We start from the raw sequence: 16,952 nt of genomic DNA, 5'->3' as shown, positions 1-16,952 counted from the left end.
ATCGGGAGAGCCAGTCGATCTCACGTCGCGACATTCGATCGTTCGGCAATCGCTTTTGCCGTTGCATAATCGGCCTTGCCGTTCGAGGCTCGCATGGGGATGTCTGTCGGAATTATGGTCTTGGGAGTTTTGTATCCCGCCAAATGTGCGCGCACATGGGTTTTGACCGCTTGTTCGTCGAACTGGGCGTGGTCGTTGAGGTGGACGATCGCGGTTACGGCTTGGCCCCATTTATCATCCGGCACGCCTACGACCAGCGCGTCCCCGATGGCGGGATGGGTCTTGAGCACTTCCTCGACCTCCTCGGGATAAACTTTCTCTCCCGCCGTGTTGATGCAGACGCTTCCGCGGCCGAGCAAGGTCAGGCTGCCATCGGCTTCTACCCGACACCAGTCGCCCGGAATGGAATAGCGCACCCCATCGATCGTGCGAAACGTCTTCGCGGATTTCTCGGGGTCCTTGTAATAGCCTATGGGGATCGCACCCTTCCGGGCGATAAATCCCGGCACGCCGCTCCCCGGTTCGACTTTCTGGTCGGTTTCGTCGAAAACATCGCAGAACTCGCCGATCCCAAATTTCGCGGTGTTCGTGCCGCCCTCCGCAGTGGTGACGGCAAGGCCGAAGCCGAGGCCTTCGGATGCGCCAAAACTGTCCATCAGTACGATTTGCGGAATATGCCGGCACAGGCCGGACTTGACCTCCTTGCTCCACATCACACCGGAAGAGAGGATTGTAACGAGGCTGCTGGTATCCCAGCGGCCAGGGTGGTCGTCGAGCGCGGAAAGCATTGGCTTGGCAAAGGCGTCGCCCACGATCGCTATACCTTCCACCTTGTGCCTTTCCACCGTATCCCACAGTTCCTCGGCATCGAAAGACCATGCCTCCAACGTAACTATCGCGCCGCCAGACATCAGCGTGCCGATCGCAGTGATAAAGCCCGTTCCGTGCATCAGCGGGCAAGAGGAAAGCGTGCGCCTGCCCGGGCCTTCGCGGGCGATCAGCGCGACATTTTCTTCGAGTGTCTCTGGAACGGGGCCGAGCAACTTCTGTGCGTCGAGTTGGGCCTTGCGCATGTCATCATGACGCCACATCACGCCCTTGGGCATTCCGGTCGTACCACCCGTATAGATGAAAAGCAGATCGGCGGGCGAGCGTGTGATGCCGAGCGCCGATCCGTCCCCCTCTTGCGCGAGAGTCTCATAGTGGATCGCAAAGGGCGCGATTGAAGACAGCTCGCCAATTTCGACGAAGGTGCGAACCTTCCTAAGCCGGTCGTTGAGTTCGACGATAGTGTCGCGGAATTCCGAACTGTAAACGATGACCTCGCTGTCGGAATCGTCGAAGATATAAAACACCTCTTCGGCCCGATAACGGTAATTGATGTTCACATGCGTCAAACGCCCCTTGAAGCAGGCCGCCATCAACTCGCCATATTCGGGTCGGTTGCGCATATAGAAGGCGACCTTCGCGCCATCGCGGATGCCGCGTTGGCGCAACCCGCGGGCGATATTGTTCGAGCGCGCCGACATCTCGGGCCAGGTGACGATCCGGTCTCCATGTATCAGAGCCGGCGCATCTTCGGGCATGAAGGGCTCGATCGCGTCGAGAATATCCCCGAGATTCCAGTCGATCACATTGATTCTCCTCTCTGGACGGGGCCGCAGCATCGGGGCGCATGACTCCCGTTACTATCAGGCTGCTCTCGTCCAACCCTGCAGAGCCGCTGCCTCGGCTCGCACCGCTTCGGGGCCACCCAAGACCTGCCGATCGAAGCCGATCCGTTTGAACCAGTAGTGCAGGCCGAGCAGATCGGTGAACCCCATCCCGCCATGCACTTCAGTGGCGGTGCGGGCGACAAATCGGTGGACGTCGCCCGTGAGGGATTTCGCATGGCAAGCCGCGAGAGATGCATCCTCCGGCAGCGCATCGAAGACATGGGCGGCGTACCAGACCAGCGCGCGGCACGGTTCATGGCGTGCGGCCATTTCGGCGCACATGTGCTTTACCGCCTGGAAGCTGCCGATAGGGCGGCCGAACTGCTCTCGCTGACCAGCATAATCGACCGCCTTTTCAATCATGGCCTGCCCTGCGCCTAAGCTGTCGGCGGCAAGGATCACGCGGCCAGCATCGCGCAGCCGAGCCGATGCTGTGCCGCCGTCGTCGGCAAGCGGATCGGTCTCGACAGCCGCAAAGGACAATTCTCCCACGCTGCGCGTGCGATCGATGGTGGTGAGGCGGGTCGCCTTGAGTCCCGATGCTAGGGCTGGGACGAGGTGCAGCCTGCCACCGGCGTCCGCTACGAGATACGCGTCCGCGCCTTCGAAATCGAGGCAGAACAGGGCGGTGCCGCTAAGCTTCCCTTCGACGAATTGAACTCCCGCGCCGTCGCGCGCCTGGACCGTCGCGGAAATCGCGACTCCGATACGGGCCTCGCCACGCGCGATCTTCGGAAGCCATTGGCACTTTTGCTTGTTAGTTCCTGCCTCGCTCAGCGCGATCGGGGCGAGAACTACGCTGGCTAGAAATGGCGCTGGTGTGACCGCATAGGCGAGTTGTTCCGCCACGACCGCAGCGTCGAGAAGGGTCATGCCTAGGCCACCATGCTCTTCGGGGACAAGCATGGCTGGGACCGCCAGATCGTGGAGGGCTCCGAAAATAGTGTCACTTAACGGGTTGTCGCGCCCGGCACATTCGCGGACATGCTCAAGCGGGGAGGTATCGGCAAGACACCGCGCAACTGCGTCGCGCAGTATCTGCTGATCCTGCGAAAGGCCGAAGTCCATCACGCCGCTCCCTGCCTGTCGGTCTGCATGCCTGCCGCTCCCTTCGCTTCGTCGGAAATCCGCGCCAGCTTCGGCTCGCGCGGCATCTCTAGGCCACGTTCGGCGATGATGTTCTTCTGGATCTGCGCGGTGCCGCCACCTATTATGAGGCCGAGTTGGAACATATAGTTCCATTGCCAAGCCCCTCCGTCTCGTTCCCGCGGGCTGCGGTGATACAAAATGCCCATCTCGCCCATCGCGTCGATCGCCAGCGCAGAGATCTGATGCGCGACCTCGCAACTCTGCAGTTTGACGATCAGCTTCGCCATGCCGCCAGGCTCGCCCTTGAGGCTGTTCGATAGAATGCGCATTCCATTACATTTCATCGCCGTCACTTCGGCCTGGAGCGCCACCAGCCGGTCGCGCAGGACCGCATTGTCGATCGCCCGACCTTCGCCGATGGATTCCTGCTGCATCAGGCCAATCAATGCCTGCAGCCGGTTCTCGAGTGCGTCGGGATCGCCCAGCATTCCGCGCTCGTGGCCAAGCGTTGCGTTCGCGACGAACCAGCCCTGTCCTCGCTGGCCGACGATCTGGTCCACCGGAACCCGCACATTAGTAAAGAATGTCTCGTTGAACTCGGCGTGACCGGTCATCGTCTTCAAGGGGCGTACCTCGATCCCCGGTATGTCCATCGAGAAAATCAGATAAGAGATACCGCTATGCTTCGAGGCCTCGAGTTCGGTCCTCACAAGGCAAAAGATCATGTCGGCTTGCTTCGCGGTGCTGGTCCAGATTTTCTGGCCATTTATAACGAATTCTCCATTTTCGATGCGCGCGCTGGTCTTGAGGTTGGCGAGGTCCGATCCCGCACCGGGTTCGGAATATCCTTGGCACCACACGACTTCGCCCGTCAGCGTTGCTGCGATCCACCGCCGCTTCTGTTCATCGGTGCCCAACTCGAGCAAAGTCGGGACGAGCATTGAGATGCCCTGGTTCGCCAAGCCGCTCGGAAGCCGAGCTCGCGAAAACTCTTCCGCGATAATGCGCGATTTGAGTATATCCGGCGCCGCTCCGTAGCCGCCATATTCGGCCGGTATCGTGCGCGCCGTATAGCCGTGCTCGATCAATAGCTTTTGCCATCGGATAGCTTCGGCTGAGGGCCGGGAGAACCGGGTGGCGGAGGGTGGCGCCAAATGTCTGTGCGCATTGATGAAGGCGCGGATCTCCGCGCGGAAGGCGTCATATTGGGGGCCGTAGTCGAGATCCATGTCGTCTCTACCCTTCACGCGGACGAAAAACAGGAAGGCGAAAGTCCCCCCCGATCATTTCGAAATCGAGTTCGACCGGCAGATCGAGTGCGAGGATGTCACGCTCGCAATCCACGAGGCGCGTGGCCATGCGCACGCCTTCCTCAAGTTCCACCACGGCAGCCACGAACGGGACGTCGGCGGCAAAAGCGGGGTGCAGCGCCTGATGGGTCACGGTCCAGGAAAAAAGCGTGCCCTTGCCGCTGCTGGGTTCCCAGGAATAGTCTGGCGAGCCGCATCGTGCACACATGTAGCGAGGCAGGTGGCGAAAGATGCCGCAACTTCCGCAACGCTGGAAATAGAGTTGACCGTCCTGGCACAGCCTCCAGAACTCCTGTTCGATCGGGTCCTGCGGCCGCGGCTGCGGCTTGGCCGGCGTTGCCTGCGCGGAGGGCCGCGCCTTGGGAGGCACATCATGCTCGTCGCTCATGCAAACCTCCTGAGGATCGCGATGCTGCCATCGCCAAGGTCTCCCCAGCCTGTCACAAGGCCGGTCTGGGCTCCGATCACTTGACGCTCGCCGCAGTCATGGCGCAGCTGTCGTACTGCTTCCACAACATGGTTGAGACCCCAGACATGCGCCTCGCTAAGCAAGCCGCCATGGGTGTTGATCGGTAAGCGCCCGCCCAGCTCGATCTGGCCATTGGCGACAAATTCGGCCTGCGCGCCAGGCTCGCAATATCCGAGCGATTCGAGCTGCAGCAGAACGATATAGGTGAAACAATCGTAGATCTGGAGGAAGTCCATGTCGTCGCGCGTGACGCCCGCCATATCGAATGCGCGCGGGGCGGCATCGCTGAGGCCGATCTTGAAGGGGTCGGGGCGGGAAGGGATGTCGTCGGCGGGATAGGGATGGCCTTCGGCCGCGCCGGCGATGCTGACGGGCACATGCGGCATGTCTTTGGCACGGTCCATGCGCGAGAGGACGACAGCACAGGCGCCATCGGTCTCGAGGCAGCAATCGTAGAGGCGAAACGGCTCAGATATCCAGCGCGCCGAATAATAGGTTTCCGCGTCGAGTTCGCGGCCATAGGTAAAGGCGCGTGGATTCAATTGCGCATGACGGCGGCAGGCGAGCGCCACGGCCGCCATCGCATCTTCGCCAACGCCGTAGAGCTTCGAGTGACGGGTCGCCAGCCAGGCGTACATCTGCACCGGCAACAATACGCCGTAGGGGCTGTAGTAGCCTTGGATCGTATTGGTCAGGGTGTTCATGTTCATCGGCCGGGTGGGCGGGGCGCCCGGCTTAGGTCTGAGAGCGGAATAGCCGTTCCAGCCCAGTGTCACGAGCACATGATCGCATAGACCACAGGCGATCGCCATGGCGGCATTCTGTAGTGCCGTTGTCGGGCTGGCGCCGCCCATGTGCACGGTTGCCGCATAGCGCAGCACATCAATGCCCAGATTGGCGGCCATCTCCTCCGACGTCGTATAGATTGGCGGCGGCACCATGCCGTCGATATCGGAGGGTTTCAGTCCAGCATCCGCGATGGCCCGGCGCGAGGCGGTGAGCATCATTTCCACTGCAGTCCGCTCGGTGCCCTTGACGAAATCGGTCTGGCCGACCCCGGTGATTGCTGCCTTGTCGGCAAAGGAAAGGGTGGATGAAAGATTCATGCCGCGTCCCTGTCTCGCTCGCCGGTCAGAAATGAGTTCCGGCGCCGGCCAATGCTCTCTCCGCGCCCTCTATAAGGTCGCGCATCACGACTGCCGCTGGGCGGATCGCATCGATCAGACCAATCCCCTGGCCTGCGAAGCCGGGCATGATGTCCTTGCGTGCGGCCTTGATGCCAGAAGCCATGACAGGCCCCGAAACCATCGACTGATAAGGCATCGGAAGCGGCTCTTTGCCGGCCGCCACCCAAGCATCGGCCCATTTGTTCCGAATCATCCGGGCAGGCTTGCCCGTTAGCGATCGGCTGACCACCGTATCGGCATCGCCGCTTTCGGTGATGGCTTCTTTCTGAAATTGTTCGATACCTGCTTCGTCGGTTGCGAGGAACGCCGATCCGATCCACGCCCCCTGGGCGCCGAGCATCATCGCTGCGGCGACTCCGCGACCATCGGCTATTCCTCCCGCACCGATTACGGGAACACGATCGCCGACTGCATCAACCACTTGCGGAATCAGCGAGAAGGTTCCGACAGGAGAGTTGTGGCCGCCGCCGTCGTGACCCTGCGCGACGATCAGGTCGATACCCGATTCCACTACCTGCAGGGCGTGCTTGACCTTTCCGATCACCGCCATGACCTTGGTGCCATTGGCATGAAGGCGTTCCATCCACGGTTCGGGATTGCCAAGGCCTGCGGCATAGACCGGCACTTTTTCTTCGATGATTACTTCCATCTGCGCTTCGAAGAACTCCCGCGAGAACAGCTGCAGTCCGCCCTTGCCCATGTCCGGGGCGCCCGCCGCGCGCATCGCCGTGGCGGCGTCCACTGCGGGCAAATGCTCGCGCTCCATGAATTCGCGGGTGAACTCCTGATATTCGCCGAGCAAAGCCAGGGGGTTTTCTGCTACACCTCCGCTCTCCGGCGCCGAACCGCGCCTGACAGACGCCGGCAGCAAGGTATCGACCCCAAAAGGCATGTCGGTCATCTCGCGGGTTTGCCTGATCCAGCTACGTAACTGGTCGGGCGAGCATGCGGCAGCGCCGAGAACACCAAGTCCGCCTGCGTTCGACACCGCGGCAGCGAGTGCAGGCACGCTCGCCCCGCCCATTCCAGCCAGAAGAATCGGATATTCGATCCCGAGAATTTTGCAAACAGGGCTCTTCAGCGCCATTATCCTACCCTCTCCGTTCCGCGCCCGATCAGACGCAATTTTCTAAATCTGCCCCCACCTGACACGCTGGGATACAAGCTCGGGGCTTCGCTCTGCCAGATAGGACGCGGATCCCGAGACGAGCCGGGCCATGGCCTGACGCGCCGCTTCGGAATCCCCGGTGCGTACTGCTTCGAGGACACGGCGGAGGAATCGCAATTGGACCGCTCGCTCCTGCGCCGAATAGCCAAGTGAGTGAGAGAATTCGCGCGTAATTAAATGCAGCGTCGACGTTAATAGCCCGAACAATGGATTGCCGCTGGCCCAGCCGAGAAGGTCATGAAAACGACGGTTCAGTTCCTCGAACTGGCCTCCGGCTTCATTTCGTTCCAGCTCTTTGAGGCAATCGGCGAGTGCGCTCAGGTCGCCGGTAGTCGCGCGCTGGGCGGCGTAGGCGGCAACATCCGCGGCGATCGCTTCACGTAGTTCGAGCAGGCCTCTGAGGTCGGCGTCCATGAAATGCAGAATTAGCGAGAGACTGTTTGCAAAGTCGCCGGTCTGCGGACGCGCAACCACCGGACCGCCGCTACGGCCCAGCTGAAGATGGATAACGCCCTGGAGCTCAAGGAAGCGGAGCGCTTCGCGCAAGGTCGCTCGCGCGACATCATATCGCGCAAGCATTTCTTCCTCACGCGGCAACCTGTCGCCCGGGGCGTGTGCACCTGCCTCGATATCGCGAACGATGTGCTGGGCAAGCGAGAGTGCGCGCTTAGCTTTCTTCGCGTTTTCGACTTTCAGCAACATCACTCTGCCTCACCCCTGTCACGAAGCCTTATAAGATTTAAGTTCCGTTTATGTCCATGGTCGTGAGATAAAAATGTTTCAGATGCAAAAAAATGATAAAACCTTATAAGCATTATTGACTGAGCCTCAGAAGGGATTTACGATTTCAAGTAGGGCAATTGTGCTGTTATCGACGAAGGGCGCGACATGGATACCGACATGGTGGAGCCGAATATCCGCGAAAAGGTCGCTTTCATCCCGATCGACGAGATTGATGTTGCGCGTCCGAGCCTTTTCCAGAAAGACACGGTCGGCCTGTTCTTCGAGCGGCTTCGCCGAGAGGAGCCGGTCCACTACTGCCGCGAAAGCTATGTCGGACCATATTGGTCGATTACAAAGTTCGACGACATCATGGCCGTGGACACCAACCATAAGGTATTTTCGTCAGAGGCGAAGCTCGGCGGTATCGCCATCGAGGACATGCACTCGGCGAAAAGCGCGCTTGAACTTGAAATGTTCATCGCGATGGACCCACCAAAGCACAACCAGCAACGAAAGGCCGTTACTGGTGCGGTCGCGCCGTCCAACTTGCTGCTGCTTGAGCCAACTATCCGCGAACGAGCATGCCAAATCCTCGACGACTTGCCGGTCGGCGAAGATATTGATTGGGTTGATAAGGTGGCGGTCGAATTGACCACAATGACCCTTGCGACCCTGTTCGACTTCCCGTGGGAGGAACGCCGCAAGCTCACGCGCTGGTCCGACGTCACAACGGCCGCCCCTGAAACTGGGATCGTCGCATCCTATGAGGCGCGGCGCGCAGAGCTGATCGAATGCGCAATGTATTTCAAGGGTCTGTGGGAGCAGCGCATCAATGCGGAGCCGAAGAATGACCTGATCTCCATGATGGCGCATTCTCCGGCGACACGGGACATGCCCTTCCTGGAGTTTCTGGGCAACCTCTTGCTGCTTATCGTGGGCGGCAATGACACCACGCGCAACTCGATCAGCGGTGGTGTCCTGGCACTGAACCAGAACCCGGACGCGTATTTGAAATTGAATAACGATCCTGGGCTCATCACTAGCATGGTGCCAGAGATCATCCGCTGGCAGACACCGCTGACCCATATGCGCCGCACGGCGCTGCAAGATTGGGAGATCGGCGGCAAGAAGATCAGAAAAGGCGACAAGGTTGTGATGTGGTACCTGTCGGGTAACCGCGACGAGACGGTCATCGACAGGGCGGACGAGTTCATCATAGACCGTAAGAACCCACGGCATCATCTGTCTTTCGGCTATGGCATTCATCGCTGTATGGGCAACCGGCTCGCAGAACTGCAACTACGGATCATCTGGGAAGAGATCCACAAGCGGTTCGCGAAGATCGAAGTGACCGGTGAACCCGAGCGCCTGTTCTCGAACCTAGTGCGAGGGATTACGAAACTGCCGGTGAGGCTCCACGCCCGCTGATTGGCTGATTCAAAAAAAGCGGAGCTTGATATGGTCAAAGTGACGTTCGTTTCCAGCGATGGAACGCGGAGGGCAGTCGACATAGCCGAAGGTGAGACAGCGCGCGAAGCGGCGCTGTTCAACGATGTGCCGGGCATCGACGGTGATTGCGGCGGGGTGTGCGCTTGTGCAACCTGCCATGTGTTTGTGGATCCGGCCTGGATCGACAAGGTCGGCCGCTTGGCCGAAGGCGGTGCGGAGGCAGACCTCCTGCAGTTTGCGGAAGGGGCGAACGAATATAGTCGCCTCGCTTGCCAGATTCCCATCGAGCCCTTGGTGGAAGGTCTGATTCTGCATGTTCCCGAGCAGCAATACTGACATGCCTGCGTGACGCGTGTTTCACACGACGCTCGACTGTCTGAAATCGCGAGTAGAGCTCAACCAGGAGGTACTCGCTACCTTTCAGAGGTCCCAGCATCAAATGGCGGATCTGTGCTGACCTAGCTCTCGTGCGCCCGCGAGTCGAGGGGGGCGTGCCAACAGTGCCTTTCAACTTAAAATTTCATACGCTGCGCCGTATCCCGCGTTGGCGGGAATAGTGAGGATGTTCGTGCCGTCTCGCTGGATGACTTCTGGAAGGACCGGCACGATTTCGCGAGCCTTGGCCCGCGCGACGCAATCGTCTGCGCTCGCAGCTTCGGCTAGCAGTTGCAGGTTCAATCTCGTAGGAAAGATGATCGTTCGTTCACCGCTGACACCCAGTTTCAGGGCTTTGCTTGGCGAAAGCCATTCCGCATCAACGGTTTCATATCCATCACATGCTGCGATCTGGCGCTCTGGGGCGCGAACGACGAAGAAATGAGTGTCGAAGCGCTTTTGCATAAAGCTGGGCGTGATCCACCGCGCGAACTCGCTCAGGCGATCAAGGCGCAGTTGCACATCGGCCTCACGCACAATGTCGAAAAATTCGCGCTCGCCTCGCTCGACGGCTTTGCGGCTTTCAAGATCGCAAATATCCTCGAACTCGCTACCGTCGCGATGATCGGCCAGCAGGATGCCTGCTTCCTCAAAGGCTTCACGAATCGCGGCAATCCGGAGGGTGCGCTGCGTAGGATCTAGCGTTTTCCAACCCCTGCAATAATCGGCCCATTCAGGCGCTTCATCGGCAGCAGAAGGCTTTCCACCCGGAAAGACCAGCGCGCCGGATGCAAAATCGATCTGGTGATGCCGCTTGACCATCAGCACCTGGAACTCCGGCTCGTCGCGAAGCAACAGCATGGTGGCTGCGGGGACCGGATTGACTGGCTTCTGCAGGGTCATCATAAACTCCAGTTTGAATTGGCCTGATATTGGACGCTGGCCCGTTCAGGCTGAGCAACGATCTTATCGCCATTTGCGCAGAAGAACCAACCCGGCAAGAGCCAGTGCAACACTTGCAAGCACCCAGGACTGATTCGCAAGCAGCGCCGCGGAGACGATAAGTGCGGCCGCCACAGGACCTTTGACAGGCTGGCTCGCGCGGCGAATGGCTGCAAGCCGTTCAAAACTGGCCGGATCGATCTGGACAGGCACGTACCCGGACTTGGCGATCACGGCGGCGTTATCGAGAAGGTCGGGCATGACCGCCGCCAAGGCGAGGAGTTTTCGGCGAACTTTTTTTAGATTGGGCTGATTTCGGCCGAGAGAGAATCTTTCCGCGAACAGCTCCAACATGATGGGGCGTGTTTCCTCCCCAATATTATAACCAGGCGCAAAGGAACGCGCAAACCCCTCCGCCGTGAGCAATGTTCGAAGAAGGATCGCCAGATCAGGCGGAAGTGCGAGCTGATAGTCTCGCAGGAGATCGAACACGCGGCTGAAAATATGCGAGAACTCAATCCCCGAAAGGACGGTTCCTCTGAATTCACCTATCAGCTGGTCCAAATTCTGGGTGAGCCCATCACGGTCAACTTTTGGATTTCCGGCCCATTCGAGCAACACGTTCGCGACGTCGGCTGTGTCCTCGTCGGCTATAGCCATGACAAGTCGCACCAGCTCCTCGCGTCTCGCCTTCGTGAGAGTGCCGACCGATCCAAAGTCGATAAAGCCCACATCCTGTTCCCCGATAAGGAAAACATTGCCCGGATGCGGATCGCCATGGAATTCGCCATTCAGAATGATCATGCGCAGGACTGCATTCGCATATTGTCTCGCGAACGCCGCCACGCGTGGGTCGGTCGAGCCGGCCTCGAGCGCAGACGCGGGCGTTCCATACAGCCGCTCCTGGACGTTGACCCGTATCCCCGTCAGTTCCCAATGAATTGTTGGAGTCTTGATCCCAAGCGTGTCAAGATAGCCACCGATACGCTCGCATGCACGAGCTTCGGCTGCCAGATCCATTTCCCAGGCAAGATTTCTGCCAAAGGTTCGCAGGAACTCTACGGGGCGATAGCGGGCGATTTCAGGGGATCGATCCTCGGCAACGGCGGCGAGGCGCGACAGCAGCCGCACATCGGCCTCCATTCGCGCAGCAGTGCCCGGACGCCGCACCTTTATGATAACGCCGGCGCCGTCGAGCAGCGAAGCAGAGTAGGTCTGCGCTACCGAAGCCGAAGCCAGTGGTTGTTCATCGAATTGGGTGAATTCCCCTCGCCAGTCAGCTCCCCAGCTTGCGGCAAGGATGGGCTCGATTTCTTCGAATGGCACCGGAGAAACCTGATCGTGGAGCGTCGCGAAGGCAGCAATCCAGGACCTGGAAAACAGATCGCTGCGCGTCGCCAGCAGCTGTCCAAGCTTTATTCCGACCGGACCAATGTCGCGCAGGAGTGCGACGACCGCCGCCGGCCGCAATTCACCTGGATCGATTGAATTGGCAGGATGCGGAATGACGCCGAGCGCGCCCGCCAGGCTTTTGGCGCCGTGCCGGACAAGAATCTGTCCTATCTCGGCGGCGCGTGCGATGTCTCCTATCGGTTTATCTCGGAACCCAGGCATATGTCCTATTCCGCATCGGTCCGGCTCTGATCGAGATTCGACGCAATCCGCACAAGAATGTCCAGCAACGTCCGTTTTTCGTCGCGCGTGGCGTTCCGCCATAAGACCCTATGCAGCCCGTCCGCGGATTCTCTCAGTTGGGGCAACAACCTGTCGAGCTCCTGGGTCAGGATGAGCTGCCATGCCCGGCCGTCCGTTTTGGCTCGTCGCCTTTCCATCAATCCTTTCTCACAAAGGCCAGCGACGGCTTGACCGATCGTGGCGGATTCCAACTCTAGTCGCTTGGCAATTCCGGCCTGCGTCAACGATGGTTCGCGGAGAAGTTGTCCGATGATGCGCCACTGCGTCTGATTGAGGCCGCTCTTGGCAATCCGTGCGTCATAAGCGCGCCTCGCCCCCCGACTAATCTCGTCCATCAAATATAGCATACGGTCGTCGTCGGTGAGGGCGCCTTCGCGAAGCCGTGGCGGCATTGTGTCGAGATTTGCGTTCATACCGCTGCCTAGTCCGTTTCGTGGGAATGCCAAAACGCAAATTACTAAACGATTTTACTAACTGGATGGAACGGTCTACGCCACGCCATGAAGCGACTTAGCACATGTCCAAAATCCTTCGAAAGAGGCAGATGACCGACGAACCAAATGAGCGGGAACAGGATCGCGCGCCCGCATCCAGCCTGAAATCGCAACCCAAATTTCGCCTCATCCTCATCATAGCCATCACTGCTGCGCTGATTGCAGGTGGTTGGTGGTATTACAGGCATGTCACCTATGGGCAGTACATGCAGTCGACCGACAACGCCTATGTCGCGGCCGACAGCGTTGTGGTTTCATCAAAAGTGGCCGGATACGTGGACGCGGTGCTCGTCTCTGAGAACGGGTGGGTCAGTCCCGGCGAGGCGCTCGTGCAACTGGATGTGCGAGATTATAGAGCCCAGGCGCAACAGGCGCGTGCGCAGATTGCGGCGACGCTGGCCGGCGCCGACACAATCCGCTCGCAAGTAACCGAACAGGACTCAGCGATTCGACAGGCGCGGGCCCAACTCGCCGCCAAGCGCGCGGCGCTCGACCTCGCCAATGAGCAGGTAGCGAGGTATCGCCCCCTCGCCGCGACCGGTGCGGAGCCGCGAGAAAAGCTTCAACAATATGAGACACAGGCGCAGCAAGCGCACGCCGACTTTGTTGCTGCCCAGGCAGCAGTCTCTGCCGCCAACGGTCGGAGGGCCACCTTGTTCAAACAGATCGACCAGACCGAAGCCCAAGCTGACGCGGCCCGCGCGCAGCTGGAAGCGGCCGACCTAGATGTCACATCGACCCTGCTGCGAGCCAGCAAGGGAGGTCGCGTTGGCGATCTAACAGTAAGGGTCGGCCAATTCGTTCAGCCCGGCCAGCGATTGATGACGGTGGTTCCGGTAAACGAAATCTACGTCATCGCTAATTTCAAGGAGACGCAGGTCGGCCTTTTGCGGGCGGGGCAACCGGTCAAGCTCGAGGTCGACGCACTTCCCGACTTTGAGATTGCCGGACGCGTTGAGAGCATCTCCCCCGGAACCGGAGCAGAATTTTCAATCCTGCCGCCCGAAAACGCCACAGGGAATTTCACCAAGATTGTTCAGCGGATAACGGTTCGTATCGCGATAATAGCCTCGCCCAAAGTGCGTCGTCTGCTCGTCCCGGGCATGTCGGTTGTGGCAGTTGTCGACACGCGAAATGCTGCCGGAGAGCTGAAAGAGATCTCGAGTACCGACAAATGACCGCCGAGTTGGCATCGAACAGCGCCTCTGGTACTCCGACTGCAGACAGGCGGAATGCCGATATCACCGCGTGGATAGCGGTCGCAGCGGGCGCACTTGGCGCCATGCTCGCAACACTCGATATCTCTATCGTCAATTCCGCGCTTCCGGTGATCCAGGGCGAAATCGGAGCCAGCGGCACCGAGGGAACCTGGATTGCCACCGCATTTCTCGTAGCCGAAATCGTGGTAATTCCGCTTAGCGCCTGGCTTGAACGCCTTTTTGGACTGCGAAATCTGCTCATCATTGCGGTTTCCGCGTTCACCGGCTTTTCAATTCTTTGCGGTATGGCGACCGACCTCACGACCATGATCATCGGTCGCACGGGTCAGGGTTTCATGGGTGGTGCGCTGATACCGACTGCGATGACCATCGTGGCGAAAAGATTGCCGCCCCATCAACAGCCGATCGGCATGGCGCTGTTCGGCATGACAGTGATTCTGGGTCCGGTCATGGGGCCGCTGATCGGTGGCTGGCTGACCGAAAATTTGAGCTGGCACTATGCCTTCTTTGTCAATGTTCCAATCTGCGCTGTGCTGCTGCTGCTGCTATTCGTCGGGCTTCCTCACGAAGAGCCGAAGTGGGAGTATCTGACCGATGCTGATTGGGCGGGCATTGCCGGCCTGATTCTGGGGTTGGGCGCTTTGACTGTGTTGCTTGAGGAGGGGCATCGCGAGGAATGGTTTGAATCCGCTCTTATTCGCTGGCTGGCCCTCATTGCCGTCATCGGTTTCGCTTCACTGATCTACGGGCAGCTGAATGCGTCCAAGCCCGTCCTGAAACTCCGCCTCCTTCTCAATCGCCAATTCGGAAGCGTTGCGGTGATGGCTCTCGCCTTGGGAATGGTGATGTATGGTTCGACCTACGTCATTCCCCAATTTCTTGCGATCATATCGGATTATAACGCTTTTCAAACCGGGCTCGTTATATTTTGGATGGGTATTCCGGCCTTTGTGCTTATGCCGATCCTGCCCTTAATGATCCGTAGGCTCCACATCCGCATTGCCGTCGGAGTCGCAATGCTTCTGATGGCGGCCAGCTGTTTCGTCAGCATAAGCCTCACCGCGGAATCCGGGGGCGCCGTATTCATCGAAAGCCAGCTTATTCGGGGTGTTGGCATGATTCTGTCCATGATGTTCCTGAACCAGGCTACCGTAGCCTCAGTGGCAAATACAGATGCTGGCGATGCCTCCGGTATTTTTAACGCCGCTCGAAATCTCGGAGGATCTTTCGCTTTGGCCGGACTGGCTTCGTTTCAGGACCAGCGGATCTGGCACCATAGCCGGCGCATGGAAGAAACGCTGAATGCCAACAGTGTTTCGCTCCAGATTTATCTTGATGAACTCGCGAAAAGCTTCGGCGGGATGGAGGGTGCCATGTCGATGCTAGGCCGGACCATCCAGCGGGACGCGTTCGTAATGACCTACAATGATGTGTTCTTGGCGATGGGCGTCCTAACCTTGATGACCGTTCCTTTGGTCATCTTTTTGAAGCCGCTTCCCAGGAATGTTTCCCTTTCGATGCACTGAGCCTGATATGATAAAAAAATCTGTAATATCGCTTCTCGCCTCGTTTCTGCTGGCCGGTTGTGTCGCGGGCCCAGACTACGCCGGGCCTCCAGAAGTATTCTCGGCGAACCGAAATGACGGCTTTGTCCGTGCCGGCGGTAACGTCAGCGATGCCGAGCCCGAGCTGGCAGATTGGTGGCTCCTTTTGAACGATCCGGAATTGAACAGGCTTATCGAGGCCGCGTTATCGGACAATCCTTCGCTTCAGGCTGCGCAAGCGCGGATCGCGCAGGCGCGGGCATCCGTGAGACAGGAGAAGGCCGGAAGATTTCCGACGCTTGGAACCCAGGCGACGGCTATTCAGGGCCGCTTGCCGGGCCTTGATATTCAGAACAGTGCCCCGCCTTCGGCGAGCGCGCCTGTTAGTCCGCAGGGACAGGCGGATGATAGCCTCAGTGTCTACAATCTCGGGCTCAACGCTAACTGGGAGCTGGATTTCGCAGGAGGAACGCAGCGACGGATCGAGGCCGGCAACGCTCAGGCAGCGGCAGCGGTTGCCAATGTGGAGGATGCCAAGGTCCAGCTGACCGCCGAAGTCGCCAATGCCTATGTCAACCTGCGCGAGGCCCAGTTTCGAGCCAAAGCGTACCGAACCGAGTGCGAGTTGCAGCATCAAATCCTCTCGCTAACCTATCAACGGTATCAGCAAGGCGTTTTGCCCCTGTTCCCTCTCGGCAATGCAAATGCCGAGCTCGAGTTGCTCAAGTCTCAGCTCGCCGAGGCCGAAGCTGACACGGCGGTATTGCTCGATGCGCTTGCCATTTTAGCTGGGCAGATCCCAGGGACAACGGACGAAGCGCTGAAACAGATCTTCGATGTTCCCCTCCCGCCGGAACAGGTCGCGGTGGGCGACCCCTCAAACCTTGTCGCACGTCGGCCCGACATCCGCGCGGCCGAACGCAGCCTGGCGGCAGCAACGGCTCGGATCGGTGTTGCGGAGGCCGCACGATTTCCGAAGCTGTCATTCATGGGAATCTTGGGACTTGGCGGAACGTCGCCAGACGATCTCTTTGATGTGAGCAACCCGTCAATTCTCGCTATTCCGCAGCTGCAGTGGAACTTCCTCGATTTCGGAAGGGTCGATGCCTCGGTCGATCAGGCGAGCGCCGCCCGTGCCGAGGCGGTTGCCAACTATCGACAGACAGTGCTTTCTGCACTTCAGGACGCCGAGCGCGCGTTGTCGCGCTTTGGCCAGCAGCGCTCTGCCCTGGTGGCGTTCGCGCAGATCAAGTCCCAGGCAGATGGCGCAGCCGATCTTGATCGACAACGATTTGCCGGCGGAGTGATCTCGCGCGCTGACCTAAATCGCACGCTTCGCAAACAGGAGCAGGCGGCAACCGACCTCGTCCGGGGAAAGGCGGCGCTCACGCTGTCATGGATCGCCCTGCAAAAATCACTCGGCCTGGGATGGCAAATGCAAGCAAAGATTTAATGTCACCTACGAGTGTTGTTAATATAAACTCCAAGGTGCGATATCGGTTCAGAAAGAATCTCATAGGGATTTCACCTGACAATTTTATCTAACCTTAGCAAGAGTATCCTGTGCTTATT

General features: G+C 59.2%; 15 protein-coding genes. 5 read left to right on the top strand and 10 right to left on the bottom strand.

The genetic code is table 11. From position 1 onward, the window contains the following. Positions 1-20: 20 nt before the first annotated feature. Genes GGR90_RS03485 through GGR90_RS03455 form a run of 7 tightly spaced genes read right to left on the bottom strand, consistent with a single transcriptional unit; the run spans position 21 to position 7,640 of the window. Positions 21-1,634 carry an acyl-CoA synthetase gene (locus GGR90_RS03485; RefSeq protein ID WP_037557593.1) on the bottom strand — a complete coding sequence of 538 codons (1,614 nt, stop codon included), beginning with the start codon at positions 1,632-1,634 and terminating at the stop codon, positions 21-23. Between the two features lie 57 nt (positions 1,635-1,691). Continuing rightward, entirely contained in the window at positions 1,692-2,783 is a 1,092-nt protein-coding gene (locus GGR90_RS03480; protein ID WP_037557595.1) for an acyl-CoA dehydrogenase family protein, read from the bottom strand. Beyond that, a complete protein-coding gene (locus GGR90_RS03475) occupies positions 2,783-4,033 on the bottom strand; it encodes an acyl-CoA dehydrogenase family protein (protein WP_037557597.1) in 1,251 nt (416 codons plus the stop codon). Before GGR90_RS03475 ends, GGR90_RS03480 begins: the two co-directional genes overlap by 1 nt. A 7-nt stretch (positions 4,034-4,040) precedes the next feature. Then, entirely contained in the window at positions 4,041-4,502 is a 462-nt protein-coding gene (locus tag GGR90_RS03470) for a Zn-ribbon domain-containing OB-fold protein (RefSeq protein ID WP_037557599.1), read from the bottom strand. Further along, on the bottom strand, positions 4,499-5,689 hold the full coding sequence (locus tag GGR90_RS03465; protein ID WP_037557601.1) for a thiolase C-terminal domain-containing protein: 1,191 nt from the start codon (positions 5,687-5,689) through the stop codon (positions 4,499-4,501). The genes GGR90_RS03470 and GGR90_RS03465 overlap by 4 nt, the downstream gene beginning before the upstream one ends. Before the next feature lie 25 nt (positions 5,690-5,714). Beyond that, positions 5,715-6,857: an NAD(P)H-dependent flavin oxidoreductase gene (locus tag GGR90_RS03460; protein ID WP_037557602.1), complete on the bottom strand. Its 1,143-nt coding sequence runs from the start codon at positions 6,855-6,857 to the stop codon at positions 5,715-5,717. A gap of 42 nt (positions 6,858-6,899) precedes the next feature. After that, entirely contained in the window at positions 6,900-7,640 is a 741-nt protein-coding gene (locus GGR90_RS03455; RefSeq protein WP_037557604.1) for a FadR/GntR family transcriptional regulator, read from the bottom strand. A 186-nt stretch (positions 7,641-7,826) separates the two neighbouring features. Between GGR90_RS03455 and GGR90_RS03450 the strand changes: the two genes are divergently transcribed. Together GGR90_RS03450 and GGR90_RS03445 are read left to right on the top strand one after the other, a co-directional pair. After that, entirely contained in the window at positions 7,827-9,089 is a 1,263-nt protein-coding gene (locus tag GGR90_RS03450; RefSeq protein ID WP_037557605.1) for a cytochrome P450, read from the top strand. Continuing rightward, positions 9,090-9,446, top strand: coding sequence for a 2Fe-2S iron-sulfur cluster-binding protein (locus GGR90_RS03445; protein ID WP_231729244.1), 357 nt, complete (start codon positions 9,090-9,092; stop codon positions 9,444-9,446). 171 nt (positions 9,447-9,617) lie between these two features. On the opposite strand, the gene GGR90_RS03440 is transcribed toward GGR90_RS03445, so the two are convergent. The 3 genes from GGR90_RS03440 to GGR90_RS03430 all read right to left on the bottom strand — a co-directional run bounded on the left by GGR90_RS03440 (position 9,618) and on the right by GGR90_RS03430 (position 12,535). Beyond that, positions 9,618-10,388 (bottom strand): NUDIX hydrolase, encoded by a 771-nt coding sequence (locus GGR90_RS03440; protein ID WP_037557695.1) that lies wholly within the window; start codon positions 10,386-10,388, stop codon positions 9,618-9,620. Positions 10,389-10,451: 63 nt separating this feature from the next. Further along, positions 10,452-12,041: an ABC1 kinase family protein gene (locus tag GGR90_RS03435; protein WP_037557607.1), complete on the bottom strand. Its 1,590-nt coding sequence runs from the start codon at positions 12,039-12,041 to the stop codon at positions 10,452-10,454. A gap of 5 nt (positions 12,042-12,046) precedes the next feature. After that, a complete protein-coding gene (locus GGR90_RS03430) occupies positions 12,047-12,535 on the bottom strand; it encodes a MarR family winged helix-turn-helix transcriptional regulator (protein ID WP_052182484.1) in 489 nt (162 codons plus the stop codon). 131 nt (positions 12,536-12,666) lie between these two features. Here GGR90_RS03430 and GGR90_RS03425 point away from each other — a divergent pair, with 131 nt between their 5' ends. From GGR90_RS03425 to GGR90_RS03415, 3 genes are read left to right on the top strand one after another with little or no spacing between them, the layout of a single operon-like run. Continuing rightward, positions 12,667-13,794 carry an HlyD family secretion protein gene (locus GGR90_RS03425; RefSeq protein ID WP_037557697.1) on the top strand — a complete coding sequence of 376 codons (1,128 nt, stop codon included), beginning with the start codon at positions 12,667-12,669 and terminating at the stop codon, positions 13,792-13,794. After that, positions 13,791-15,362: an MDR family MFS transporter gene (locus tag GGR90_RS03420; protein ID WP_137752007.1), complete on the top strand. Its 1,572-nt coding sequence runs from the start codon at positions 13,791-13,793 to the stop codon at positions 15,360-15,362. Before GGR90_RS03425 ends, GGR90_RS03420 begins: the two co-directional genes overlap by 4 nt. Positions 15,363-15,369: 7 nt before the next feature. After that, positions 15,370-16,833 carry an efflux transporter outer membrane subunit gene (locus GGR90_RS03415; protein ID WP_037557608.1) on the top strand — a complete coding sequence of 488 codons (1,464 nt, stop codon included), beginning with the start codon at positions 15,370-15,372 and terminating at the stop codon, positions 16,831-16,833. Positions 16,834-16,952 lie beyond the last annotated feature (119 nt).

The organism is Sphingopyxis italica, assembly GCF_011926545.1.
Classification (GTDB): Bacteria; Pseudomonadota; Alphaproteobacteria; order Sphingomonadales; family Sphingomonadaceae; genus Sphingopyxis; species Sphingopyxis italica.
This window is presented reverse-complemented; position numbering and strand designations above follow the sequence as displayed.